This is a genomic window from Pseudomonas sp. H11T01 (assembly GCF_048515765.1).
In the GTDB taxonomy this organism is placed as follows: Bacteria; Pseudomonadota; Gammaproteobacteria; order Pseudomonadales; family Pseudomonadaceae; genus Aquipseudomonas.
In genome coordinates, this window is the sequence record NZ_JBLYED010000001.1 from 442161 (window position 1) to 464542 (window position 22382).

At 58.3% G+C, this 22382-nt stretch carries 27 protein-coding genes; 14 read left to right on the top strand and 13 right to left on the bottom strand.

All coding sequences use genetic code 11. From position 1 onward, the window contains the following. Positions 1 to 101: 101 nt before the first annotated feature. Complete coding sequence (locus ACN1C3_RS02165; RefSeq protein WP_419114129.1) at positions 102 to 1052, top strand: choline sulfate utilization transcriptional regulator; 951 nt, start codon at positions 102 to 104, stop codon at positions 1050 to 1052. Here the strand turns inward: ACN1C3_RS02165 and ACN1C3_RS02170 are convergent. Beyond that, entirely contained in the window at positions 1039 to 1710 is a 672-nt protein-coding gene (locus ACN1C3_RS02170) for an NAD(P)-dependent oxidoreductase (RefSeq protein ID WP_419114130.1), read from the bottom strand. The two genes, ACN1C3_RS02165 and ACN1C3_RS02170, sit on opposite strands and share 14 nt — an antisense overlap. Positions 1711 to 1793: 83 nt before the next feature. Here ACN1C3_RS02170 and ACN1C3_RS02175 point away from each other — a divergent pair, with 83 nt between their 5' ends. Both ACN1C3_RS02175 and ACN1C3_RS02180 read left to right on the top strand, forming a co-directional pair. Then, the gene (locus ACN1C3_RS02175) at positions 1794 to 2120 is read left to right on the top strand and encodes a DOPA 4,5-dioxygenase family protein (protein WP_419114131.1); all 327 of its coding nucleotides are present in this window, start codon (positions 1794 to 1796) and stop codon (positions 2118 to 2120) included. Between the two features lie 461 nt (positions 2121 to 2581). After that, positions 2582 to 2947 carry a DUF6124 family protein gene (locus ACN1C3_RS02180; protein ID WP_419114132.1) on the top strand — a complete coding sequence of 122 codons (366 nt, stop codon included), beginning with the start codon at positions 2582 to 2584 and terminating at the stop codon, positions 2945 to 2947. A 164-nt stretch (positions 2948 to 3111) separates the two neighbouring features. Here the strand turns inward: ACN1C3_RS02180 and ACN1C3_RS02185 are convergent, their stop codons facing one another. The 3 genes from ACN1C3_RS02185 to trpB all read right to left on the bottom strand — a co-directional run bounded on the left by ACN1C3_RS02185 (position 3112) and on the right by trpB (position 5749). Further along, on the bottom strand, positions 3112 to 3570 hold the full coding sequence (locus ACN1C3_RS02185) for an anti-virulence regulator CigR family protein (RefSeq protein WP_419114133.1): 459 nt from the start codon (positions 3568 to 3570) through the stop codon (positions 3112 to 3114). 119 nt (positions 3571 to 3689) lie between these two features. Continuing rightward, positions 3690 to 4502, bottom strand: coding sequence for a tryptophan synthase subunit alpha (gene trpA / locus ACN1C3_RS02190; RefSeq protein ID WP_419114134.1), 813 nt, complete (start codon positions 4500 to 4502; stop codon positions 3690 to 3692). Further along, a complete protein-coding gene (gene trpB / locus ACN1C3_RS02195; RefSeq protein ID WP_419114135.1) occupies positions 4502 to 5749 on the bottom strand; it encodes a tryptophan synthase subunit beta in 1248 nt (415 codons plus the stop codon). Before trpB ends, trpA begins: the two co-directional genes overlap by 1 nt. Before the next feature lie 112 nt (positions 5750 to 5861). Here trpB and ACN1C3_RS02200 point away from each other — a divergent pair, with 112 nt between their 5' ends. Further along, on the top strand, positions 5862 to 6755 hold the full coding sequence (locus ACN1C3_RS02200; RefSeq protein ID WP_419114136.1) for a LysR family transcriptional regulator: 894 nt from the start codon (positions 5862 to 5864) through the stop codon (positions 6753 to 6755). Here ACN1C3_RS02200 and ACN1C3_RS02205 read toward each other — a convergent pair. Continuing rightward, positions 6752 to 7078 carry a DUF883 family protein gene (locus ACN1C3_RS02205; protein WP_419114137.1) on the bottom strand — a complete coding sequence of 109 codons (327 nt, stop codon included), beginning with the start codon at positions 7076 to 7078 and terminating at the stop codon, positions 6752 to 6754. The two genes, ACN1C3_RS02200 and ACN1C3_RS02205, sit on opposite strands and share 4 nt — an antisense overlap. A 156-nt stretch (positions 7079 to 7234) precedes the next feature. Between ACN1C3_RS02205 and ACN1C3_RS02210 the strand changes: the two genes are divergently transcribed. Both ACN1C3_RS02210 and ACN1C3_RS02215 read left to right on the top strand, forming a co-directional pair. After that, a complete protein-coding gene (locus ACN1C3_RS02210) occupies positions 7235 to 7450 on the top strand; it encodes a dodecin (RefSeq protein ID WP_419114138.1) in 216 nt (71 codons plus the stop codon). A gap of 128 nt (positions 7451 to 7578) precedes the next feature. Beyond that, positions 7579 to 7803, top strand: a complete 225-nt coding sequence (locus ACN1C3_RS02215) for a DUF1161 domain-containing protein (RefSeq protein WP_419114139.1) — start codon at positions 7579 to 7581, stop codon at positions 7801 to 7803. Positions 7804 to 7863: 60 nt separating this feature from the next. On the opposite strand, the gene ACN1C3_RS02220 is transcribed toward ACN1C3_RS02215, so the two are convergent. Beyond that, complete coding sequence (locus ACN1C3_RS02220) at positions 7864 to 8865, bottom strand: LLM class flavin-dependent oxidoreductase (RefSeq protein WP_419114140.1); 1002 nt, start codon at positions 8863 to 8865, stop codon at positions 7864 to 7866. A 241-nt stretch (positions 8866 to 9106) separates the two neighbouring features. Between ACN1C3_RS02220 and ACN1C3_RS02225 the strand changes: the two genes are divergently transcribed. Further along, a complete protein-coding gene (locus tag ACN1C3_RS02225; RefSeq protein ID WP_419114141.1) occupies positions 9107 to 9538 on the top strand; it encodes an OsmC family protein in 432 nt (143 codons plus the stop codon). Between the two features lie 245 nt (positions 9539 to 9783). Beyond that, positions 9784 to 10017 carry a DUF1161 domain-containing protein gene (locus tag ACN1C3_RS02230; protein WP_419114142.1) on the top strand — a complete coding sequence of 78 codons (234 nt, stop codon included), beginning with the start codon at positions 9784 to 9786 and terminating at the stop codon, positions 10015 to 10017. 6 nt (positions 10018 to 10023) lie between these two features. On the opposite strand, the gene ACN1C3_RS02235 is transcribed toward ACN1C3_RS02230, so the two are convergent. Both ACN1C3_RS02235 and ACN1C3_RS02240 read right to left on the bottom strand, forming a co-directional pair. After that, positions 10024 to 10443: a hypothetical protein gene (locus ACN1C3_RS02235; protein WP_419114143.1), complete on the bottom strand. Its 420-nt coding sequence runs from the start codon at positions 10441 to 10443 to the stop codon at positions 10024 to 10026. A gap of 39 nt (positions 10444 to 10482) precedes the next feature. Next, positions 10483 to 10896 carry a hypothetical protein gene (locus ACN1C3_RS02240; RefSeq protein WP_419114144.1) on the bottom strand — a complete coding sequence of 138 codons (414 nt, stop codon included), beginning with the start codon at positions 10894 to 10896 and terminating at the stop codon, positions 10483 to 10485. A gap of 250 nt (positions 10897 to 11146) precedes the next feature. Between ACN1C3_RS02240 and ACN1C3_RS02245 the strand changes: the two genes are divergently transcribed. After that, positions 11147 to 12196 carry an aminopeptidase gene (locus tag ACN1C3_RS02245; RefSeq protein ID WP_419114145.1) on the top strand — a complete coding sequence of 350 codons (1050 nt, stop codon included), beginning with the start codon at positions 11147 to 11149 and terminating at the stop codon, positions 12194 to 12196. 110 nt (positions 12197 to 12306) lie between these two features. On the opposite strand, the gene ACN1C3_RS02250 is transcribed toward ACN1C3_RS02245, so the two are convergent. Both ACN1C3_RS02250 and ACN1C3_RS02255 read right to left on the bottom strand, forming a co-directional pair. Continuing rightward, complete coding sequence (locus tag ACN1C3_RS02250) at positions 12307 to 12957, bottom strand: HAD family hydrolase (protein ID WP_419114146.1); 651 nt, start codon at positions 12955 to 12957, stop codon at positions 12307 to 12309. Between the two features lie 2 nt (positions 12958 to 12959). Beyond that, on the bottom strand, positions 12960 to 13523 hold the full coding sequence (locus ACN1C3_RS02255) for a gamma carbonic anhydrase family protein (RefSeq protein WP_419114147.1): 564 nt from the start codon (positions 13521 to 13523) through the stop codon (positions 12960 to 12962). Between the two features lie 103 nt (positions 13524 to 13626). Here ACN1C3_RS02255 and prlC point away from each other — a divergent pair, with 103 nt between their 5' ends. After that, the gene (prlC, locus tag ACN1C3_RS02260) at positions 13627 to 15678 is read left to right on the top strand and encodes an oligopeptidase A (RefSeq protein WP_419114148.1); all 2052 of its coding nucleotides are present in this window, start codon (positions 13627 to 13629) and stop codon (positions 15676 to 15678) included. Beyond that, positions 15675 to 15950 carry a YheV family putative zinc ribbon protein gene (locus ACN1C3_RS02265; protein WP_419114149.1) on the top strand — a complete coding sequence of 92 codons (276 nt, stop codon included), beginning with the start codon at positions 15675 to 15677 and terminating at the stop codon, positions 15948 to 15950. Before prlC ends, ACN1C3_RS02265 begins: the two co-directional genes overlap by 4 nt. A 58-nt stretch (positions 15951 to 16008) precedes the next feature. Here ACN1C3_RS02265 and ACN1C3_RS02270 read toward each other — a convergent pair whose 3' ends face one another. Further along, positions 16009 to 16653 (bottom strand): protein tyrosine phosphatase, encoded by a 645-nt coding sequence (locus tag ACN1C3_RS02270; protein ID WP_419114150.1) that lies wholly within the window; start codon positions 16651 to 16653, stop codon positions 16009 to 16011. A 396-nt stretch (positions 16654 to 17049) separates the two neighbouring features. Beyond that, a complete protein-coding gene (locus ACN1C3_RS02275) occupies positions 17050 to 17352 on the bottom strand; it encodes a hypothetical protein (protein ID WP_419114151.1) in 303 nt (100 codons plus the stop codon). Between the two features lie 243 nt (positions 17353 to 17595). Here ACN1C3_RS02275 and ACN1C3_RS02280 point away from each other — a divergent pair, with 243 nt between their 5' ends. The 3 genes from ACN1C3_RS02280 to ACN1C3_RS02290 all read left to right on the top strand — a co-directional run bounded on the left by ACN1C3_RS02280 (position 17596) and on the right by ACN1C3_RS02290 (position 21262). Further along, positions 17596 to 18654 (top strand): PA0069 family radical SAM protein, encoded by a 1059-nt coding sequence (locus tag ACN1C3_RS02280; protein ID WP_419114152.1) that lies wholly within the window; start codon positions 17596 to 17598, stop codon positions 18652 to 18654. A 245-nt stretch (positions 18655 to 18899) separates the two neighbouring features. After that, complete coding sequence (locus ACN1C3_RS02285; RefSeq protein ID WP_419114153.1) at positions 18900 to 19631, top strand: carbonic anhydrase; 732 nt, start codon at positions 18900 to 18902, stop codon at positions 19629 to 19631. A gap of 89 nt (positions 19632 to 19720) precedes the next feature. Beyond that, a complete protein-coding gene (locus ACN1C3_RS02290) occupies positions 19721 to 21262 on the top strand; it encodes a SulP family inorganic anion transporter (protein ID WP_419114154.1) in 1542 nt (513 codons plus the stop codon). 100 nt (positions 21263 to 21362) lie between these two features. Here ACN1C3_RS02290 and ACN1C3_RS02295 read toward each other — a convergent pair whose 3' ends face one another. Continuing rightward, positions 21363 to 22013 (bottom strand): hypothetical protein, encoded by a 651-nt coding sequence (locus ACN1C3_RS02295; protein WP_419114155.1) that lies wholly within the window; start codon positions 22011 to 22013, stop codon positions 21363 to 21365. Positions 22014 to 22382 lie beyond the last annotated feature (369 nt).

Consider the following 22382-nt stretch of genomic DNA (forward strand, 5'->3'; position numbering starts at 1 on the left):
TCCATAGTGAATATTTATGCGAAAGTGCTGTGATCGAGAATGGAGCCCACGAAGCGGGTGGTAAAGCCCATGCACGGCAATGACTAGGATAAGCACAGCTTATGTATGAAGCCCTTGGTGATTTGTCCCTGGACCTGTTTCGCGCCTTCGAAGCCGCGGCCCGCCACCGTAGCTTTACCGCAGCGGCGGTGGAGCTCGGCACGACCCAACCGGCTGTCAGCCAGCAGATCAAACGGCTTGAGGAGCAACTGGGCACGCGCTTGTTCGACCGCATCTATCGCGGTATCGAACTGACCGAGGCCGGGACGATGCTGTTCGAACAGGTACAGGCGGGATTGCAGAGCATTGACGCCGGTTTGAGCGCAATCAGCGCCCAGCATCAGCATGAGGTGTTGCAGGTCGCTACCGACTTCGCCTTCGCCGCCTACTGGCTGATGCCGCGCCTGCAACGCTTCCATGAAGCCAACCCGCAGGTTGATGTCAGCCTGGTTACCAGCGAACGCAGCCACACCATGCTGCGCACGGATATCGATGTCGCCGTTTTGTTTGGCAATGGTCGTTTCAATCAAGGTGAAAGCCGTTGGCTGTTCAGTGAAGAAGTGTTCCCGGTGTGCAGCCCGCAGCTGTTGAAGGATCGTCCGACTCCCTTACCGGCTCATTCGCTGTTGGAGTTTCCACTGCTGCATTTGCGCGGTGAAAACAGCAGCCACTGGTTCGACTGGAGCGGTGTGTTCCGCGAGTTGGGCATTGCTTCGGCGCCGGGCCCGGGGCCATTGCGCTTCGACAACTACACGCTGTTGATTCAAGCCGCAATTGCCGGCCAAGGTGTGGCCATCGGCTGGCGGCACCTTGTGGATAACTTGTTGGAGCAGGGTTGGCTCTGTCGGCCAATCGCCGAGACGGCGATCTCAAGCTTTGGCTATTACGTGGTCCTGCCGCAGCGCAAACGCCGTGGGCCGCTGATTCAGACGTTCGTTGATTGGTTGATGGCCGAACAGGCCAGCAGTGCCGAATCGCTGATCGGCGTCGCCCTGCCGTCTATTGCGGTCTAGGGGTCGTCGCCACGAAGTTTACGTGTTGGCCGACGTGCAGATTCAGGCGCAGCTCATCGGCAATACCAACCGCGACGCGACTCAGTCGCTGAAGCACTGGCACCAGACCCGGCTCAAGGCTGCTGCTGACATGGCTGAAATGCTCGATGGTCAGCCCCGCCATACTTCGCGGCGCGTTCACCAGCGTCCAGTGCAAGGTGCTGGTTTGTAGGGCGTCGAGGATTTCTTCGGCGGCGTGTCGTTGTAGGTTGTCCTCTTCTTCCAGGTCATCCAGCACTGCAAAGTCGCCCACCAGGAACAGCCGTTGGATGCCCATCGCCTGCATCCCGTCGATCAACGCGTCGACGGCACGGACTTGCTCGACAGGTCCGGGAACGACGGTTTTTTCGACGTGTTCGTGGCTCATCGGCAGCCCCGGCGCATTCAGCAGGCAGATCACCGCTGAACAGCCGGCGACGCTCTGCTTGACCCGTTCGGCATCGAACAGATTGCCGCTTTTGGTGCGCAAACCCGGACGCGGAGCCAATGCCGTCAGGTCATCGAGAATGGCGATGACCTCATGTTGACGCCGCAGCATCTCGGCCATCAGCGCACTGCCGAGGCTACTCATGGCACCATAGAGCACCAGTTTGACCACCGGGGTTTCGGCGTTTTTCATGGCTGAGTTTCCTTCTTCCCTACCCATATGAGTTTTGACCTGTGGGCAACGAGAAGGGTTCGACGTCGTTTTGAGGGTTCCAGATGCAACGGATCAAGGGCTATCACGCCCATGTTTATTTTGACGCCAGCACGATTGACCAGGCGCGAGCCCTGTGTGAGCAGGCGGCGCAGTTGTTCCCGCTGAAAATGGGGCGTGTGCATGAACGGCCAGTGGGACCGCACCCGGACTGGAGCTGCCAATTGGCCTTTGCCCCCGAGTACCTCGGTGATGTATTGCCGTGGCTGGCGCTCAATCGCAAAGGCCTGGTGGTGTTTGTGCATCCGGATACTGGCGATGACCTGGTGGATCACACCGAGCATGCGATCTGGATGGGGGCGGTGAGGCCGTTGGATGTGTCTATTTTTTGAGCAGTCCGAGATTTTCGGTGATGGTGAGGGCCTCATCGCGAGCAAGCCCGCTCCCACACTAGATCTGTGTTGATCACACATTGCGCAACACCGAAGATCCAATGTGGGAGCGGGCTTGCTCGCGATGGCGTCAGATCAAACACCACTGCATGTGGCTTGGCCTCGGAGATTTCCTTCAACTCCTAGCGCCATGCATGAACTTGTGGAGCCTTGGGGCGGGGACTAATCTGCGTCCGTCACCGCAAAATCGGTGACACGGACGTGCAAGTCCGGATCGGAGCACAATCGTTTATGGCTATTCATCGAGCATTTTTTTATGCTCGCGAATCGTTATGGCGGCTGTGTGTGGGAGATCTTCGGGTCTGCCGGGTTCCGAGACCGGTCTTGCACACCTATACACAGCTGCCACCTCTTTCGAAGCAAGCGAAACGGTGTCGGCTCCTTAATCTCGGAATCACATCATGTTCAAGCCAACACCCAATCCCCCCGAAGCCCCCAGCGTCTCCCCCTACGACCCGCTCGACCCAACCAAGCTCAACGAAGCCGCCGAGCGCGCCCTTGATCATCACTTGGGCCCTAAACCGGGCACCCAACGCTTCGCCGACACCCGCCCCAGCACACTCTTTATTGTGTCCCCCGACGCCACCACCGAAACCCTGTTGGCTAACGCCTACGAGACGCTCGCCTCAGTCAATGTCATGGCCTGCGACCTGGCCTTCGAACTCGAAGGCTCACGCCGCCATTTCGCGCTGGCGATCCAGCAGATGGTCGAGTTGGGTCAGTTGTTGGTGAATCGGGCGTTGGACCTCGAAAACCCGGCGCACTGACGCACGGGTTTTGTCAGGTTGACCGCGTTATCGTTCATCGCGAGCAAGCCCGCTCCCACACTGGATCGCAGTCGTACACAAATTAAGTGTTCACTAAAGATCTAATGTGGGAGCGGGCTTGCTCGCGATGGCGTCGGGTCAGGCACCACAGGAAATGGGCTAACTCAATACAAAACCCCCTCCAGAATTTCGTAAACAATCCCCGTACCTATAGCGATCAGCACCACGTCGGCGCCCACGCGCCGCCATTCATAGCCTTCGTAATACGGCAGGCGGGACAGCGCTCGATTGTCGAGGCGTTCGCCGTAGTAGCCATGGGGTAACGGGCGACCTCTTTCTAAGCGGTAACCGTGCGGCGGTGGTGCGCCGCGGACGAACCAGCCGTGGTTATCGCGAATGACCTGGCGCACCGGGCCGAAGTCGTGGGGAGGAGGACCTCCTCGATGATTGTCCTGCTCGCCGCGATGCTCGCCGCCACGGTTGTCGCCGTGATTGTCACGCTGGTCATATTGCGGGCCGCCGTGGTCGTGATCATCGCGTTGGTCCGCCATCACCTGCACCAGCGGGCTGGCGCTCAGCATCAGCACACCCAGGCTTGCAATCAGACGTTTCGGCATTTTCATCAGGCATTCCTCACTGCACTAACAGCAAAAAGGGGTTCAGAACATGGTTCTGAACCCCTGGTCTTGCTATTTAGGCTGTGGCTTTGGGCTTTGATTCCTCTGTATCAGAAACTTTACCTTCAGCTGACCCGGGCTTTACGCACGCCTTCGGACAGTGCGGAACACAGGCTGAGAACACCGTCGACCGCCTGTTCGGAAGTGGTGGCATTGGCGATCTGGTCGATCAGCGCCGAACCCACTACCACACCGTCAGCCAGGCGAGCGATGGCCGCTGCCTGCTCCGGAGTACGGATGCCGAAACCGATGCTGATCGGCAGATCGGTGTGGCGACGCAACCGCGCAACTGCTTCTTCGACGTGCTCGAGGGTCGCAGAGCCGGCACCGGTCACACCGGCCACCGACACGTAGTAAACGAAGCCGGAGCTGCCATTGAGGACGGTCGGCAGGCGCACATCATCGGTGGTCGGCGTGGTCAGACGGATAAAGTCCAGGCCTGCGGCCTGGGCCGGGTCGCAGAGTTCGCCGTTATGCTCCGGCGGCAGATCGACCACGATCAAGCCATCAACGCCGGCCTCTTTAGCTTCAGCGATGAAGCGCGGGACGCCGTAATAGTGGATCGGGTTGAAGTAACCCATCAGCACCAGCGGAGTGTCGCTGTTGCCAGCGCGGAACTCGCGGACCATTTGCAGGGTTTTCGCCAGGTTCTGTTTGGCGCCCAGCGCACGGATGTTCGCCAGTTGAATCGCCGGGCCGTCGGCCATCGGATCGGTGAAGGGCATGCCCAGTTCGATCACGTCGGCGCCAGCCGCGGGCAAACCTTTGAGGATCGCCAGCGAGGTGTCATAGCTCGGGTCACCGGCAGTGACGAAGGTCACCAGGGCGGCACGGTTCTGTTCTTTGAGTTCGGCAAAGCGCGTTTGCAGGCGGCTCATCAGTGTTTCTCCTGCTGGGATTGCTCTTGTTGAGAGCGGTCCATGTGGTGCATTACGGTTTGCATGTCTTTGTCGCCACGGCCGGACAGGTTAACCACCATCAGGTGATCTTTTGGCAGGGTTGGCGCGCGTTTGAACACTTCGGCCAGGGCGTGGGCACTTTCCAGCGCCGGGATGATGCCTTCCAGACGGCAGCATTTGTGGAAGGCGTCGAGCGCTTCGTGATCGGTGACCGAGGTGTATTCGACGCGGCCGATGTCGTGCAACCAGGCGTGTTCAGGGCCGATGCCAGGGTAGTCGAGGCCGGCGGAAATCGAGTGGGCGTCGATGATCTGGCCGTCGTCGTCCTGCAGCAGGAAGGTCCGGTTGCCGTGCAGCACGCCCGGCAGGCCACCGTTCAGGCTGGCGGCGTGTTTGCCGGTTTCGATGCCGTGACCGGCCGCTTCAACGCCGATGATCTGCACGCTGGTGTCATCGAGGAACGGGTGGAACAGGCCCATGGCGTTGGAACCGCCACCGATGCACGCCACCAGGCTGTCGGGTAGACGGCCTTCTTGTGCCTGGAGCTGCTCGCGGGTTTCCTTGCCAATGACAGCCTGGAAGTCGCGAACCATGGCTGGATACGGATGCGGGCCGGCCACGGTGCCGATCAGGTAGAAGGTGCTGTCGACGTTGGTCACCCAGTCACGCAGGGCTTCGTTCATCGCGTCCTTCAGGGTGCCGGTGCCGGCGACCACTGGAATCACTTCAGCGCCCAGCAGCTTCATGCGGAACACGTTGGCTTGTTGGCGCTCAATGTCGGTGGTGCCCATGTAGATCACGCAATCGAGGCCGAAACGTGCGGCCACGGTGGCAGTGGCCACGCCGTGCATACCGGCGCCTGTCTCGGCGATGATGCGTTTTTTGCCCATGCGCCGGGCCAGCAGGATCTGGCCGATGCAGTTGTTGATCTTGTGCGCGCCGGTGTGGTTCAGCTCTTCACGCTTGAGGTAGATTTTGGCGCCGCCGCAGAATTCGGTCAGGCGCTCGGCGAAATACAGTGGGCTTGGGCGGCCGACGTAATCGCGCTGGAAGTAGGCCAATTCCTTGAGGAAGGCCGGATCTTCCTTGGCCGCTTCATATTCGCGAGCCAGGTCGAGGATCAGTGGCATCAGGGTTTCGGCTACGTAGCGGCCGCCGAAGGCGCCAAACAGGCCGTTGGCATCGGGGCCGTTGCGCAGATTGGATGGGGTCGTAGTCTGGGTCATGGGGCGCTCCAGCTGAATTCGTGGAAGGACAATGGCGTTCACTCTACCCCTGACGATCCGGGCTGAAAACCGATAAGATCGCCGTAACCTGTCAGGAAAACTCACAGATCCCATGAGCCACGACCTTCCCCCGCTAAACGCATTGCGCGCCTTTGAAGCCACTGCCAGGCTGAACAGTGTTAGCCAGGCTGCCGAACAACTGCACGTCACCCACGGTGCGGTGAGCCGCCAGTTGAAGGTGCTCGAAGAGCATCTCGGCGTCAGCCTTTTCATCAAGGACGGGCGCGGCCTGAAACTCACAGATGCGGGCGTGCGATTACGTGACGCCAGCAGCGACGCCTTTGAGCGCCTGCGCACGGTGTGCGCCGAATTGACTCAAGGCAGTGCTGACGCGCCGTTCGTGCTCGGCTGCTCGGGCAGTTTGCTGGCGCGCTGGTTTATCCCGCGTCTGGGGCGATTGAATGCTGATTTGCCGGACTTGCGCTTGCACTTGTCGGCCGGCGAAGGCGATCTCGATCCTCGACGGCCGGGGCTGGACGCTTTGCTGGTGTTCGCCGAGCCACCGTGGCCGGCGGACATGCAGGTGTATGAGCTTGCGAGCGAACGCATCGGCCCGGTCATGAGCCCGCGCTTTACCGGTTTTGAACGGTTACGCGAGGCTCCGGCCGAGGCGCTGCTGAGGGAGGCGTTATTGCACACCACTTCGCGGCCTCAAGCCTGGCCCAGTTGGGCACGGCAAAGCGGTATCGAGGCCGGGGGCTTGAAGTACGGTCAGGGTTTTGAGCATTTGTATTATTTGCTGGAAGCGGCGGTGGCCGGCCTTGGGGTGGCGATTGCGCCTGAACCATTGGTGGCCGAGGACTTGCGAGCCGGTCGCCTGGTTGCGCCATGGGGCTTTTGTGAAACCCCGGCGCAACTGGCGTTGTGGCTACCCAAACGCGCCGCGGATGGGCGCGCTCGACAGTTGGCGCAGTGGCTCAAGAACGAGCTGCGCCAAACGACTTAATCCCCGCGTCTGCACAGCAGGTAAGCGGCCAGCAGACCCAGAGCACCGACGGCGACACCGGCGGTGGTCCACGGGTGGTCTTGAGCGTAATCACGCGTGGCGATCCCGGTTTCACGGGTTTTGACTTTGACCTCGTCATACGCATCGCTGAGCAGATGGCGCGAGTGTTTCAGCGCGTTTTCGGCGTTGCTTTTCAGTGCTTTGAGGGTGATGCGCGACTCGTCCGAGGCGTCGTTCTTAAGGTTTTCCAGCGACTTGAGCAGACTCTCGATCTCGGCTTCCATGCTTTGCAATGAGGCTTTACGTAACGAGGTGGTGGCCATGGTGACTCTCCTGCATTGATGATGAGGGCGTGTGTTGGTTGGGACTCCAGGGGGGGTGGAAAGTGCAGTGAATCTGAATTTTCCCGAAGAAATAGTCGGCAGAAGTAATAAGAAAAATCACTGCTAGGCTGTATTTCACACCCTAAGGAGAACGCCATGACTGACCATCGCACGTATAAGAAAGTCGAACTGGTTGGCTCTTCCCCCACCAGTATCGAAGACGCCATCAACAACGCTCTGGCCGAGGCCAGTAAAAGCCTCAAGTTCCTGGAATGGTTCGAGGTGACCGAAACACGCGGGCATATCAAGGACGGCAAGGTGGCGCACTTCCAGGTCACCCTCAAAGTCGGATTTCGGATTGCCACTAGCTGAGATTGAGCTAGGCTTCTGAACTTGTGCGCTGGCTGATTGCCATAGGAATGGCAAAGCGCCACAGTCTTGGGTGCGTCAGCGTAGAACGTCGACGCCCCTTTTTTGATTCGACCAGGGGAATGTGACCGATGAAAAAACTCATGTTGGCTGTAGGTTTGTTGAGCATTGCAGGAACAGCCCTTGCTGCCGGCAAGCCGTGCGAAGAACTGAAAGCAGAAATCGCAGCGAAACTCGATGCCAAGAGCATTTCGGGTTACGCGTTGGAAATCGTCGATAAAGGCGCTGCAGCTGGCGGGAAAGTAGTCGGCACCTGTGATAAGGGCGCTAAGGTAATTGTCTACAAGAAAGGTTAATCCTGCCTGAATAGAAAAGCCGACGCGGTTGTGTCGGCTTTTCTGTTTCTGTAGCGGGCGTTAACCCTTCATCACTTGCGCCAGCAATTCGTAGGAATGCACCCGATCGGCATGTTCGTACAGGTCGCAGGTGAAAATCAGCTCATCGGCCCCCGTCTGTTCGATCAGCACTTGCAGCTTGGCGCGGATTTTTTCCGGACTGCCTACCATTGCCAGACCGAGGAAGCTGGCCACCGCTTCTTTCTCATGGGGCAACCACAGGCCGTCCATGGTTTTCACCGGTGCACGTTGCACCAGACTGTGGCCGCGCATCAGGGCGAGAATCCGTTGATAGACCGAGGTCGCCAGGTAATCGGCCTGCTCGTCGGTGTCCGCAGCCACCAGCGGCACACCGAGCATCACGTACGGCTTGTCGAGCGTCGCCGAAGGTTTGAAGTGATTGCGGTAGACACGAATCGCTTCGTGCATATAGCGCGGTGCAAAGTGTGAGGCGAAGGCGTAGGGCAAACCGCGCTCCCCGGCCAGTTGCGCACTGAACAGGCTGGAACCCAGCAGCCAGACCGGCACGTTGGTGCCGGTGCCCGGAACGGCGATCACTTTTTGATCAGGCGTGCGCGGGCCGAGGTATCTCATCAGTTCGGCCACATCTTCGGGGAAGTCGTCGGCGCTGCCGGAGCGTTCACGGCGCAGGGCGCGAGCGGTCATCTGATCTGAACCGGGTGCACGGCCCAAACCGAGGTCGATCCGGCCCGGATACAGGCTTTCCAGGGTGCCGAACTGCTCGGCGATCACCAGCGGCGCATGGTTGGGCAGCATCACACCGCCGGAACCGACGCGGATTGTCGAAGTGCCACCAGCCAGGTAGCCGAGCAAAACAGACGTCGCCGAGCTGGCGATGCCGTCCATGTTGTGGTGTTCGGCGACCCAGAAGCGGTGGTAGCCAAACTTCTCGACGTGTTGCGCCAGGTCCAGCGAGTTGCGCAGCGATTGCGCCGGGCTGCCGTTTTCACGCACGGGCACCAGGTCGAGGGTCGAGAACTTGATATCAGACAGTCGTTTCATAAACCTGCTTCTCCAATGGGTGCGCAGGCTTTTGCCACAAGCCAAAACCTGCCGATTTCTATAAGCCTGTCCTATGCAATGTGGGCATATACCCGAGTTTCAATAGCTGAGGTGAATTTGCCTACCAGATAAGCGGTTCGATCCGACAAGGTGAACTTTGCCACGCCTTCTATTCTCAGAACCCTAGTAACGGAAAACCATGAAGGCGCGATCCCTCGCGCCGGATCTTGAGGAGACAGAGATGAGTATCAAAAAGAAAGCGTCGGCTCATTGGATCGGTGATCTGAAAACCGGTCTTGGTTCTATCTCAACCGAAACCGGGGTTCTGAAAAATGCGCCTTATGGCTTCAAGGCGCGCTTTGAGGGTGGCCCGGGCACCAACCCGGAAGAGCTGATCGGCGCAGCTCACGCGGGTTGTTTCTCCATGGCCTTTTCGATGATTCTCGGCGAGGCCAACCTGAAAGCCACCAGCATCGATACCAATGCCGAGGTGACGCTGGACCAGGTGGACGGTGGCTTTGCAATTACCGCCGTGCATCTGACGCTCAAGGCGAAAATCCCCGGCGCCACTCAGCAGCAATTCGACGAACTGAGCAAAAAAGCCAAAGAAGGTTGCCCGGTGTCGAAGGTGTTGAATGCCAAGATCACGCTTGATGGGACGTTGGTGAGCTGATTCAAAGATCTAGTGCGCCGCTAAAGATCGTCCGAACGCGGCCCGAGCCATCGGCAGCTCCTACAGTTAGCGCACTCCCGAGAAATTAAGGGTATACGCGGTCAATGTAGGAGCTGCCGCAGGCTGCGATTTTGGGTGCCCCCGGATGTGCGCCAAGTCAGAACTCGCTTTGCGAAACTGTGGTCGAATGGGTGAGTGCGGTTTCTGCGTATGACAGTGCGCGCCGCATCAAGGGAGCTTTAACCATGAAACGTTTTGCTTTGGCGGTTATCTGTTGCGCGCTGGCCACATCGGCCCTGGCGGCGGCGAAATCCTGTGAAGAGCTCAAGGCTGAGATCGAAGCGAAGATCCAGGCCAATAAGGTGACCTCCTACACATTGGAGATTGTCAGCAATGACGAGGTGCATGATCAGAATATGGTGGTCGGTACCTGTGATGGCGGCACCAAGAAAATCATCTATCAAAAGAACGACAAATAGCGGCCCTTAACGAACACAGTTCACCAACCGGTCTTCTGCCACGATTTCGCGTTTGGCGTTGTACAGTCGGGCACTGGCGCGGAAGCCCAGCGAGCGAGCTTCCAGTTGATAACGCTGACCTGCCTCGAAGTGGTCATAGCGCACCGTCAGGTAACAGAGGCGTTCCTGAACGTCGTTCATCATGCTCATGCCACCCCCAAAAATCTCGAAGTCGAAGCGCACTTCCAGTTCATGGCTACCCGGAGTGACCTGGAAAAAACGCCCGTCACTTAGCCGCTGGTTGTCCAGACGCTCGGCCAGAATCAGTTTGCCGCCCGGGGTCGGGGTGGAGAGCTCGACCCAGGCTTGTTGCGGGTCGACGGCCGGCAGAGGGCTGACGCAGGCAGCAAGAGAACCGAGGGCGAGTAACAGCAGTGGCGTGCGCATGATGGACTCCGAGCGGTCACACTTTCAGCATAGCGCTGATCAGGTGCGCTGACAGCCTGCGGGTTGGCCCCGGCCAACCACGTTTCGCTGCTGGTCATAGAGCTTGGCCCACGGCCGGAAGCCGATATTCCCGGCGCGCAGTTGATAGCGTTGGCCCGCGTTGAAATCCTTGAATTTCACACTCAACTGGCAATCGCGCCAGAGCGGCTCGGTGTCCGGGCCGATATTGGTCGGCTCCACTGCGAATTGATAACGCACGGTCAGCTTATGGCTGCCGGGTTGAACTTCGAAATAGCGCTTGTCGATCGCGGGTTTTTCATCGACTTTCAGCGCTTGCAGCGCCGTGTTTTGATGAGCTTCGAGGTCGACCCAGGCTTGCGCTGGATCAGGGGCGGGCAGTCCAGCGCAGCCGGCTAATATCAGCAGGCCACCCGTTAGCATTAACGTGCGCATAGCGAAGCTCCGGGCAGGCGAGATAGTCTTGCAATCAGACGCTCACGGGATGATTCGATTGGATAGGCAACGTACTACAGGTTGCGTAAAAGCTACTGCAGGCTTCGCGCGAAATACTGCGTTGAAGACAGGCTCGGAATGCTCATTTACAACCCGTAAACTCCGCTTCCTCGCCTGTCTTCGCCTTGTCTTTCCTTCGCTCGCTACGCTTTTACGCAGCCTGAGAGGCCATGGGGTACTCGACCGTATTTTGCGCACTTTGTTTCCGACATTTGTGCTTTTGCTGCTGAACGGTTGTTCCAGTCTCAGTTATTACAGCCAGTTGGCTGATGGCCAATGGAAGTTGCTGCGGGCCCGCGAGCCCGTGGCCGAGGTGATTGCCGACCCCACTCGCGACCCGAAATTGCGTGAGCATTTGGTCCAGTCGCAGAAGGCCCGCGAATTCGCCAGCCAGCACTTGCACCTGCCGGACAACAAAAGTTATCGCCTGTACGCCGATATCGGGCGGCCGTTTGTGGTGTGGAACGTGTTCGCCACGGCCGAGTTTTCCCTGATGCCGCAAAATCATTGTTTCCCGATTGCCGGTTGCGTCGCCTATCGCGGCTTTTATAGTCAGGGCGCGGCGCGGGGTGAAGCGGCGTTGCAACGCCAGCAAGGTATGGACGTGTCGATTGGCGGCGTCGAGGCCTATTCGACCCTGGGCTGGTTCAACGATCCGATCATTAATTCGATGATGGGCTGGGGTGATGAGCGATTGGCAACGCTGATCTTCCATGAGCTGGCGCACCAGCGCTTCTATGTGAAAAACGACACGGAGTTCAACGAGTCATTCGCCACCTTCGTCGAGCAGGAAGGCACTCGCCAGTGGTGCGCGGCCCGCGGATTGCCTCCGGACAGTGGGGCTGATGTGCAGCAGCGGGATCAGTTTACCCAGCTGATTCTGGAGACCCGCACACGGCTTGAACGTTTGTATGCATTACCGCTGCCGACCGAGCAAATGCGACAGCGCAAAGCTGCGGAGTTCGAGCAGTTACGTCGCGACTATCGCCAGTTGCGTGACAATCAATGGGCCGGCGCAAATCGCTACGACGCCTGGATCAATGCGCCGATGAACAACGCCCGATTGCTGCCGTTTGGTCTCTATGACCAGTGGGTGCCGGCTTTTGCGGCGATGTTCAAGAAAACGGGTGGGGATTGGGTGGTGTTCTATGGCGAGGTGGAAAAATTGGGGGCTTTGCCGGTTGAACAGCGTAAGGCGGCGCTGAAAGCGTTGGCTGGCGTTAAGAGCTCTGATGTCTGACAGGGCCTCATCGCGAGCAAGCCCGCTCCCACATAGATCTGCATTGGACACAAATTGCATGCACACCGGAGATTCAATGTGGGAGCGGGCTTGCTCGCGATGGGATCTAACTAGCGCTGCAAAAACGCCTGGTGCAACTCGGCCAATGTCTCAAAGTGATACGCCGGCTGCTCAGCGCTTAACTCTTCATGGCTACCAAAACCATAACCCACTGCCGCCGCATCCAGCCCATTACTGCGGGCGCCGATCAGGTCGTGTTTGCGGTCGCCGATCATCAGGGTCTTAGTAGGATCAAGGCCTTCTTCGGCCATCAGATGGGCGATCAATTCGACTTTATTGGTACGGGTGCCGTCCAGTTCGCTGCCGTAGATCACTTTGAAGTGCCTGGCGAAGTCGAAGTGGCGGGCGATTTCCCGGGCGAAAACCCAAGGCTTCGAGGTGGCTATATACAGCTGCCGCCCTTGCCCGCTCAGGGTTTCCAGCAGCGGTGTGACACCCTCGAACACGCGGTTTTCATACAGCCCGGTAACTTTGAAACGCTCGCGGTAAAAATTCACCGCCTCCCAGGCGCGGGCCTCATCGAAATCGTAGAACTGCATGAAAGCTTGCAGCAACGGCGGGCCGATAAAGTGTTCAAGCTTGGTCAGGTCTGGCTCATCAATGCCCAGTTTGCTCAGCGCGAACTGGATCGAACGTGTGATGCCTTCGCGAGGGTCGGTCAAGGTGCCATCGAGGTCGAACAAAACGGTTTGGTAATGCATGGTTATTCCTGAGTAGTGGCCGCAGGCTGGTCGTAGCCTTCGGCCAGATGCAGATCCTTGAGCTTCACGTAATTCGCCGCGCTGTAGGTGAAAAAAGCGCGCTCCTTGTCAGTCAGTGGCCGCACTTGTTTGACCGGGCTGCCCACATAAAGAAAGCCGCTTTCCAGACGCTTGCCCGGCGGTACCAAGCTGCCGGCACCGATGATCACATCGTCCTCCACCACTGCGCCGTCCATGACGATGCTGCCCATGCCGATCAGGATCCGGCTACCGACGCTGCAGCCGTGCAGCATCACTTTGTGGGCGATGGTCACGTCATCGCCAATCAGCAGCGGGAAGCCGTCCGGGTTGAACGGCCCGGCGTGGGTGATGTGCAACACGCAGGCGTCCTGCACGCTGGTGCGTTCGCCGATGCGGATGCGGTGCATGTCGCCGCGGATCACCGTCAGCGGCCAGACGGAGCTGTCAGCACCGATTTCAACGTCGCCGATGACCACCGCCGAACGGTCGACAAAAGCCCGCTCGCCCAGTGTCGGCGTGTGGTTCTGGTAGGTGCGAATGGCCAAGTTGCGGTCCCTCTGTGACATTTATTAATGAGGTTGATAGCTGCGGTGAGCGTCGATTGTAATTAAGATGGCCCAATGTTTCTTCCAGCCAAGGTGCTAAACCGTGAGCGTGAACAACCCTCTTCTGCAGCCCTACGACCTGCCGCCGTTTTCGGCGATCCGTGCCGAGCATGTGCAACCGGCCATCGAGCAGATCCTCGCTGACAACCGCGCCGCCATTGTTGGCATCCTTGAAAACCAAGGCAAGCAGCCTACCTGGGCCGGTCTGGTGCTGGCCATGGATGAACTCAACGATCGCCTGGGCGCTGCCTGGAGCCCGGTCAGCCACCTGAACGCCGTGTGCAACAGTGCTGAACTGCGTGAAGCGTATGAGGCTTGCCTGCCTGCGTTGAGTGCATATTCCACGGAACTTGGCCAGAACCGCGAGCTGTTCCAGGCCTTCGAAGCCTTGGCCAGCAGCCCGGAATCCGCCAGTTTCGACGTGGGACAGAAAACCATCCTCGAACACTCCCTGCGCGATTTCCGCCTGTCGGGTGTCGACCTGCCTGAGGCGCAACAAAAGCGTTACGCCGAAGTGCAGAGCAAGCTGTCCGAGCTGGGCAGTCGCTTTTCCAATCAATTGCTCGATGCCACCCAAGCCTGGACCAAGCACGTCACCGACGAAGCGGCCCTGACCGGTCTGACCGACTCGGCCAAGGCGCAAATGGCCGCCGCTGCCGAGGCCAAAGGCCTGGAAGGTTGGCTGATCAGCCTGGAATTCCCAAGCTATTTTGCGGTGATGACCTACGCCCACGACCGTGCACTGCGCGAAGAAGTCTACGCCGCCTACTGCACCCGTGCGTCGGACCAAGGCCCAAATGCCGGCCAGAATGATAACGGCCCGGTGATGGAAGAGATCCTCGACCTGCGTCAGGAGCTTGCGAAACTATTGGGTTTCGCCAGCTTCTCCGAGCTGAGTCTGGCGACCAAAATGGCCGAGTCCAGCGATCAGGTGCTGAGCTTCCTGCGCGACCTGGCCAAACGCAGCAAGCCGTTCGCCGCGCTGGACCTGGAGCAGCTCAAGGCCTACGCCGCCGAACAAGGTTGCCCGGACCTGCAAAGCTGGGACAGCGGTTTCTACGGTGAAAAACTCCGCGAACAGCGTTACAGCGTGGCTCAGGAAACACTGCGTGCTTACTTCCCGATCGACAAGGTGTTGGGCGGCCTGTTCGCTATCGTCCAGCGTCTGTACGGCATCGAAATCGCCGAGCAGACAGGCTTCGACACCTGGCACCCGGATGTTCGCCTGTTTGAAATCAAGGAAAACGGCCAGCACATTGGGCGTTTCTTCTTCGATCTTTATGCCCGCGCCAACAAGCGTGGCGGCGCCTGGATGGACGGCGCTCGCGACCGTCGCCGTACAGCGCAAGGCGTGCTGCAAAGCCCTGTGGCGAACCTGGTGTGCAACTTCACTCCGGCTGTCGGCGGCAAGCCTGCGCTGCTGACCCACGATGAAGTCACCACCCTGTTCCACGAATTTGGCCACGGCCTGCATCACCTGTTGACCCGCATCGAGTACGCCGGCGCGTCCGGGATCAACGGCGTGGCATGGGATGCGGTGGAGTTGCCGAGCCAGTTCATGGAGAACTGGTGCTGGGAACCGGAAGGTCTGGCGCTGATTTCCGGTCACTACGAAACCGGCGAGCCGCTGCCTCAGGACCTGCTGGAAAAAATGCTCGCAGCGAAAAACTTCCAGTCCGGTCTGATGATGGTCCGCCAACTGGAATTCTCGTTGTTCGACTTCGAGCTGCACGCCACCCACGGCGATGGCCGCAGCGTGCTGCAAGTGCTCGAAGGTGTACGTGATGAGGTCTCGGTCATGCGTCCACCGGCTTACAACCGCTTTCCCAACAGCTTTGCACACATCTTCGCTGGCGGTTACGCGGCGGGTTACTACAGCTATAAATGGGCTGAGGTGCTGTCGGCTGATGCGTTCGCAAGGTTCGAGGAAGAGGGCGTGTTCAACGCCGACACTGGTCGTGCGTTCCGCGAAGCGATTCTGGCCCGTGGTGGTTCTCAGGAGCCGATGGTGCTGTTCGTCGATTTCCGCGGACGTGCGCCGTCGATTGACGCACTCTTGCGCCACAGCGGCCTGAATGAGGACGCAGCAGCATGAGTGAAGGGCCTGTGAGCAAAACCAAAAAACGCTTCATCGCCGGCGCAGTCTGCCCGGCGTGCAGCGAGCCGGACAAGTTGATGATGTGGAGCGAAGACGACGTGCCGCACCGCGAATGCGTGGCCTGCGGTTATTCCGACACGCTCAACGAGCAAGGTCTGTCAGTGCCCAAGGAATTGGGTACGCGGGTCAATGTCTCGGCGTTGAAGGTGCCGGATGCCAAGGTGCAAACCGTGCAGTTCTTCCCCAATCCGAAGTTGAAAAAAGACTGACGATCCCCTCAACCTGCCAGGCTCTCACGGAGCTTGGCGGGTTTTTCTTGCAGCGCGTTTATTCGGTGTCGACGGTTTTGAACCAGCTTTTGACCGAGCAGGTGGCGAACACACTGGTACTGCACGCACCGCTGGCCAGCGCAGCACGCAGTTTATCGACGTCGGCCTTCATCATGTAACGAATACCATTCTTGAAGTGGGTGCTATCCCCGAAACCGCCCCGGGTCATCTCGTTCAAGGCATCCTCTTTACTCCAGCCTTGCACCACCACGCGGTACATCGCGGCCATCAGACCGGTGCGATCCGAGTCATGTTTGCAGTGCATCAATACCGGGCCGTTGCTTTCAGCGGTCTGTATCGCCCGCAAGGCGGCCAGTACATCGGCGTCATCGACATGGTTGGTTCTGTAAGGCAGCGGCACCTGTTTGATTCCGGGTGTCGACAACCAGCTGGAGTCGGACTCTGGCAAGAAGTTGATCACTGTTCCCACCTTCAGCTTTTCCAGCAAGGGCACCGCTGCGCTATCGGGTAATGTGCTGCGGTAGAGCGTGGGAGACATCTGGTAGAGGTTGTACTGCGCGTCTATGGGTTGAGCCCATTCAGCGGGCCGGATCCACGGGGTGTCGTCTGCCTGAACCTGAGCCATCGCAAAGAGCGCCATAACGCAAAGGCACAGTGCGGGTAAGACGCGGATTTTCGACATGCGTGAGACGCCGTGTATGAGGGATGGGTGAATGCGGGCCTAGCGTGCGGTCGGATCAGTCAAAGGCCCGTGAGCCGCTTGTCAAAGAATCGTGAAACTTGTCGGGAAGGTTTGAGCATTTCGAAAGCGTTTCGATTTCTTTTAGCAGGTCGGTGATGAGCCTTTTCCGTAGTTGGGGAGAAAGGGATCTGAAGTCAAGCCAAGTGCAGTGCTGGATTATGTAAAGTGAAATGTAAGCGATGTCGGGTGACAAGCCGGAACAACGAATAATACATAATAAATATTGGCGCGGCCGATACAGTCTTGACCTGTGCGGAGAGATTCCGCACAGGGTTTAGTTGGCGCTATATTATATTAGCTAATGGTGTCGATATAAATAACGTGCATCGCTGGTTATCAAGGGTTGATGATTCTGGAATAAGCCGCCGCTAAAGCAAGAAGCTTGGCTTGATCATCGGCGTCAATATCACCGTCACGGTCTATATCCTTAGTGTTACGGAGGCTGAAGGTCCGGCCGCCATTGGTGGAGATGGCCGTCAGGTTGGTGGAGTCGACGAGGGTATGGGTTTCAACTCGGTTTTCTGCATCGTATCCAATTTCTTTTCGTGCGAACTGCATTGAAACCATTGTTTCCCCTGGATTCACAGGAGAAGGGGCGAGAAGTTGCAAGAAAATACCGCGCTGATTGAAAAATGACATGTCTATCTACCTGTATGTTTACTGTTAGTGATGTTACGTATGAGTAGAACTAACAGTAGTTGGTCCTGGCGATGAGGGGGGCTGCATATGTGTCATGGTTTTTCTATGTAAGGTGTCAACCGTGGCGAACATATAACTCTTGAGTATGTATTTAATCTGCAAAGCTTCTAAAGTGCCGAACGGCACTGTTCAGAACGCAGAGGCTCGGATACTGTATGTGCATACAGTTTTGAGGTCCGTTCGATGTCCACGCCCTTACCCCCTCGCGGACGCGGTACCGCAACCAATCCGCACAACCGCTTCGCGCCGAACCGTTCGGTCGCCGAGGACGACGGCTGGTATCAGGAAGCGCCGATGACCCAAGGCACCGAGGTGCGCATCGAGAAAGCGAAAACCATCATCACCCGCAACAACTCGCCAGATTTGCCTTTCGATCGCTCGATTAATCCCTACCGTGGCTGCGAGCATGGCTGTATTTACTGCTATGCGCGGCCCAGCCATGCCTATTGGGATTTGTCGCCGGGGCTGGATTTCGAGACCAAGCTGATCGCCAAGACCAATGCCGCCGACGTACTGGAAGAGCAGCTTTCGAAGCGCGGTTACAAATGCGCGCCCATCAACCTGGGGTCTAATACCGATCCTTATCAGCCCATCGAGCGCGAGCACAAAATCACTCGCCAAACCCTGGAAGTGTTGCTGCGCTACCGCCATCCGGTAACCATCATCACCAAAGGCTCGCTGATTCTTCGTGATCTGGACTTGCTCGCCGAGTTGGCGCAGCAGCGCTTGGTGGCGGTGATGATCAGCCTGACCACCCTCGATGATGAGCTCAAACGCATCCTGGAGCCGCGGGCCGCAGCCCCCAAGGCCCGATTACGGGCGATCAGGGTCATGCGTGAAGCCGGGATCCCGGTGGGCGTGCTGTGTTCACCGATGATTCCGATGATCAATGACAGCGAACTGGAAAGCCTGCTCAATGAAGCCCACGCCGCTGGCGCACAAAGCGCGGCCTACATGATGCTGCGTTTGCCGCTGGAGGTTGCGCCGTTGTTCGAGGAGTGGCTGGCCGCTCATTACCCTCAGCGTGCAGCTCACGTGCTGAGCCTGATTCGCCAAAGCCGTGGTGGGGAGTTGTATGACAGTCGCTTCGGTGCACGCATGCGCGGCGAAGGGCCCTTTGCGGATCTGCTGGCGCAACGTTTCGCCAAAGCCATCAAACGTCTGGGGCTGAATCGACGGGAGGGTTTCAATCTCGATTGCGAAGCTTTTTGCCCGCCAGGTGCTCAGATGTCGCTGCTTTAACGGTGAGTTGGCCTATCGTTGAATAGTGCCAATGGAGGGGGCCGTTATACTCTGGTCACTTTTTTAACGACGTGGAACCAGCGTCCTAGAGCGTTTGATTCAGTTTGAGTTAAGTTTCGACGGTTACCTTGTTCATCGAGTGACTGATGGGTCGCGGTCAGTGGGGTGGGTGTTTTTTAGCCAACCACTGGCCTCATACCGGATAAAACTGGAAAATTCCTTTAATCCGTCAAAGAGGATGAATCATGAGTGACAAGGATAAACAGCCGTTGGCTGCGTCGGCTTCAGCCTTCCCGGAGGCCGAAAGCGCCGATGCAGCGCTGCAGCATATCGTGGACGGCTTTTTGCATTTTCGTCACGAGATCTTTCCGCAGCAGGAAGAACTCTTCAAAAAACTCGCCACGGCCCAGCGGCCGAGAGCGATGTTCATCGCATGCGCCGATTCGCGCATCGTCCCGGAATTGATTACCCAAAGCGCCCCTGGCGATCTGTTCGTGACCCGCAACGTGGGTAATGTGGTGCCGCCTTACGGACAAATGAACGGTGGTGTCTCCACCGCCATCGAGTACGCGGTCCTGGCGCTGGGCGTGCAGCACATTATCATTTGTGGACACTCCGATTGCGGCGCGATGCGCGCGGTGCTCAATCCGCAAAGCCTGGAAAAAATGCCCACGGTCAAAGCCTGGCTACGCCATGCGGAAGTGGCCAAGACCATGGTGCAGGACAACTGCGATTGCGCTGACGAAAACGAAAGCATGCATGTGCTGACCGAAGAAAACGTCATCGCTCAGCTTCAGCACTTGCGTACTCACCCATCGGTGGCGTCGCGCATGGCCAACGGTCATCTGTTCATCCATGGCTGGGTCTACAACATTGAAACCAGCGAAATCAAAGCCTACGACGCGGATCAGGGTTGTTTCCTGCCGCTTGATGGTAGCCATCCGATTCCCGTTGCGACGCCCAAAGCGCGCTTCTAAATCTTCCTAATCCCTGTGTGGTTTAGCCGTGACTGCGGAGCAAGCGGTCGGGCTTTGCCACGCCTGAAGAAAGCCTCGGGAGAGTCTTCATGCGTGTTGCGCAATTAAAAGCTGTTCTGCCACGGGAGCTGCTGGCTTCGGTGGTCGTGTTTCTGGTCGCCCTACCCTTGTGCATGGGCATCGCCATTGCGTCCGGCATGCCGCCAGCCAAAGGTTTGATCACGGGGATTATCGGTGGCTTGGTGGTGGGTTGGCTGGCAGGTTCGCCGCTACAGGTCAGCGGCCCCGCAGCGGGCCTGGCGGTGCTGGTGTTTGAAGTGGTGCGTCAGCACGGAATCGCCATGCTCGGGCCGATTCTGCTGCTGGCCGGTTTTCTGCAATTGGTTGCCGGGCGTTTGCGTCTGGGATGCTGGTTCCGGGTCACGGCGCCGGCGGTGGTCTATGGGATGCTCGCCGGGATTGGCGTGTTGATCGTGTTATCGCAGGTCCATGTGATGCTCGACGGTGCACCCAAGCCGTCCGGGCTGGATAACCTGACGGGCTTCCCCGCCGCTCTGGCTCAGGCGTTGCCGACGCTGGGTGGCGGGCTCGGCTGGCAAGCTGGCCTGCTCGGCTTGTCGACGATTGTGGTGATGTGGTTGTGGGACAAATGGCGCCCGCAGTCGCTACGGTTTGTTCCTGGCGCTCTGCTCGGCGTCGGCCTGGCAACTGTTGCGAGCCTTGTCCTGGCGTTGCAAGTCAAACGCGTCGAAGTGCCGGCCAATCTGGCCGAGGCGATTGATTGGCTACGACCGTCCGACTTGCTCAATCTGGCTGATCCCAACCTGCTGATCGCGGCGTTCGCCGTGGCCTTTATCGCCAGTGCCGAAACGCTGTTGTCGGCAGCGGCGGTGGATCGCATGCACAACGGTCAGCGTTCGGATTTTGATCGGGAACTGTCGGCGCAGGGTGTCGGCAATATGCTCTGCGGTCTGCTCGGTGCGCTCCCGATGACCGGGGTGATTGTACGCAGCTCGGCGAATGTGCAGGCCGGCGCGACCACACGGTTTTCAACGATATTCCATGGCGCGTGGTTGTTGGCTTTTGTGATGCTGCTGTCCAGTGTGCTGCAAAGCATTCCGGTGGCGAGCCTGGCCGGGGTGTTGGTTTACACCGGTGTAAAACTGGTCGACCTAAAGGCCTTTCGCGGGCTGGGGCGCTATGGCCGGATGCCAATGCTGACCTATGCGGCGACAGCTCTGGCAATCATTTTTACCGACTTGCTGACGGGTGTGCTGATTGGTTTCGGTCTGACGTTGGCGAAACTGGCCTGGAAGGCATCGCGGCTGAAAATCAGCCTGATCGATCTGCCCCGTGAAGGAGAAATGGAGTTGCGGCTGATAGGCGCGGCGACCTTTCTCAAAGTGCCTGCATTGACCCAAGTGCTGGCGACCATTCCGGCGGGTGCCACGGTGCATGTGCCGTTAAATAACCTGAGTTACATCGACCATTCCTGCCTTGAGTTGCTGGAGGAGTGGGGCCGGGCCAACGCGGCCAAAGGCTCGAAGCTGGTGATCGAGGCGCGCGGATTGAAGCGCAGACTGGAAGGGCGATTGCGCACAACGGCCCGCATGGGCTCGGCTGGGGGTTGATATAGATCAGCGGGGGGATTCTGAGCCGGGTATAAAACTGTGGCGAGGGAGCAAGCTCCCTCGCCACAGGGTCCTGTGCTCGGCTTCCAATGCCTTGATGTCAGGCAGCCGGCGTATCCAGCTCCAACCCTACGCCCAGCTGGCGGGACAGGCACGGCCAGCGTTTCCACGCGGCTCCGGTGTCCGGGCTGTTGAGTTTTTCGCGGTAAGCCTCAACGGACTCCAGCGCGAAGCTCTTTTCATTGAGCATTTCGTCTACAGCGTGGTGCACGGCCTCATCCAGCTGGTTGGCGAAGTCTTCGCCGATCAATTGGTGTGCAATCAGGTTGGCGACGGTCATGTCCAGCGGGATTAATGGCTGAGCGAAATGCTTGATGTAGAGATCGTTGACCTCTTCGACCAGACGATGGGCCAGGTAGGCTTCGTCCAGCAGACTATCGAGCCCTTCATGGCCTTCCATGATCGCTGGTGGCTGGATGAAGAACTGCTCGGCGATTTTCAGAACAGGTTTGATCTGATCTTCGATGCCCGCTTCACGCGCCACTTCGTTGGCTGCGTCGAGCAGGTCCGGGACTTGTTCTATATAAGCGGTGACAAAACGCGTCAAAACGCCCTTGGCATCGGCATCCGGCAATTGGATGGCCGGGTGCAGGTGCGGCAATTGAGTTTCCAGCTGACGCGTCAAATGGCCGGTTTTGGCCTCATGTTGATGGGCACGTTGGATCTGCTCGCGCAATGCGGCGGTGTTCATGAAAACTCCAGGAAACAAGGCAATGAAATAGGGAAGACATAAGTTAGCTGGCTTAAAAAAACTGCTAAGACGTATTTGTCATAATTATTTCATGGTTATGCGCGTACGTTATATCCATTTGCCACCATTCGTCCGGTATCCCCATCCAATCGTGGTCTGTGGCGTAGAGCCACCCTGTCTCAGCTGATTTACGCCATCGCGTTGCGAGGTCGCAGTCGCTGTCTATACTCGGGTCTGTATGAAGTTAGCTGGGGACGTCCGACTGCATGTGCAGCCAAGGTGTGACGGTTTAAGTTCGTAGTCTAAGCAGCCGCTCCCTTGGCCGCAGGTGAAAGCCGGCGGGATAAAAAGAACGATAAGGGGAACCCG

Bases quoted from the DNA above. Each gene is read 5' to 3' on its own strand.
- ACN1C3_RS02165 (WP_419114129.1), top strand. From the start codon at position 102: ATGTATGAAGCCCTTGGTGATTTGTCCCTGGACCTGTTTCGCGCCTTC.
- ACN1C3_RS02170 (WP_419114130.1), bottom strand. From the start codon at position 1,710: ATGAAAAACGCCGAAACCCCGGTGGTCAAACTGGTGCTCTATGGTGCC.
- ACN1C3_RS02175 (WP_419114131.1), top strand. From the start codon at position 1,794: ATGCAACGGATCAAGGGCTATCACGCCCATGTTTATTTTGACGCCAGC.
- ACN1C3_RS02180 (WP_419114132.1), top strand. From the start codon at position 2,582: ATGTTCAAGCCAACACCCAATCCCCCCGAAGCCCCCAGCGTCTCCCCC.
- ACN1C3_RS02185 (WP_419114133.1), bottom strand. From the start codon at position 3,570: ATGAAAATGCCGAAACGTCTGATTGCAAGCCTGGGTGTGCTGATGCTG.
- trpA (WP_419114134.1), bottom strand. From the start codon at position 4,502: ATGAGCCGCCTGCAAACGCGCTTTGCCGAACTCAAAGAACAGAACCGT.
- trpB (WP_419114135.1), bottom strand. From the start codon at position 5,749: ATGACCCAGACTACGACCCCATCCAATCTGCGCAACGGCCCCGATGCC.
- ACN1C3_RS02200 (WP_419114136.1), top strand. From the start codon at position 5,862: ATGAGCCACGACCTTCCCCCGCTAAACGCATTGCGCGCCTTTGAAGCC.
- ACN1C3_RS02205 (WP_419114137.1), bottom strand. From the start codon at position 7,078: ATGGCCACCACCTCGTTACGTAAAGCCTCATTGCAAAGCATGGAAGCC.
- ACN1C3_RS02210 (WP_419114138.1), top strand. From the start codon at position 7,235: ATGACTGACCATCGCACGTATAAGAAAGTCGAACTGGTTGGCTCTTCC.
- ACN1C3_RS02215 (WP_419114139.1), top strand. From the start codon at position 7,579: ATGAAAAAACTCATGTTGGCTGTAGGTTTGTTGAGCATTGCAGGAACA.
- ACN1C3_RS02220 (WP_419114140.1), bottom strand. From the start codon at position 8,865: ATGAAACGACTGTCTGATATCAAGTTCTCGACCCTCGACCTGGTGCCC.
- ACN1C3_RS02225 (WP_419114141.1), top strand. From the start codon at position 9,107: ATGAGTATCAAAAAGAAAGCGTCGGCTCATTGGATCGGTGATCTGAAA.
- ACN1C3_RS02230 (WP_419114142.1), top strand. From the start codon at position 9,784: ATGAAACGTTTTGCTTTGGCGGTTATCTGTTGCGCGCTGGCCACATCG.
- ACN1C3_RS02235 (WP_419114143.1), bottom strand. From the start codon at position 10,443: ATGCGCACGCCACTGCTGTTACTCGCCCTCGGTTCTCTTGCTGCCTGC.
- ACN1C3_RS02240 (WP_419114144.1), bottom strand. From the start codon at position 10,896: ATGCGCACGTTAATGCTAACGGGTGGCCTGCTGATATTAGCCGGCTGC.
- ACN1C3_RS02250 (WP_419114146.1), bottom strand. From the start codon at position 12,957: ATGCATTACCAAACCGTTTTGTTCGACCTCGATGGCACCTTGACCGAC.
- ACN1C3_RS02265 (WP_419114149.1), top strand. From the start codon at position 15,675: ATGAGTGAAGGGCCTGTGAGCAAAACCAAAAAACGCTTCATCGCCGGC.
- ACN1C3_RS02270 (WP_419114150.1), bottom strand. From the start codon at position 16,653: ATGTCGAAAATCCGCGTCTTACCCGCACTGTGCCTTTGCGTTATGGCG.
- ACN1C3_RS02275 (WP_419114151.1), bottom strand. From the start codon at position 17,352: ATGTCATTTTTCAATCAGCGCGGTATTTTCTTGCAACTTCTCGCCCCT.
- ACN1C3_RS02280 (WP_419114152.1), top strand. From the start codon at position 17,596: ATGTCCACGCCCTTACCCCCTCGCGGACGCGGTACCGCAACCAATCCG.
- ACN1C3_RS02285 (WP_419114153.1), top strand. From the start codon at position 18,900: ATGAGTGACAAGGATAAACAGCCGTTGGCTGCGTCGGCTTCAGCCTTC.
- ACN1C3_RS02290 (WP_419114154.1), top strand. From the start codon at position 19,721: ATGCGTGTTGCGCAATTAAAAGCTGTTCTGCCACGGGAGCTGCTGGCT.
- ACN1C3_RS02295 (WP_419114155.1), bottom strand. From the start codon at position 22,013: ATGAACACCGCCGCATTGCGCGAGCAGATCCAACGTGCCCATCAACAT.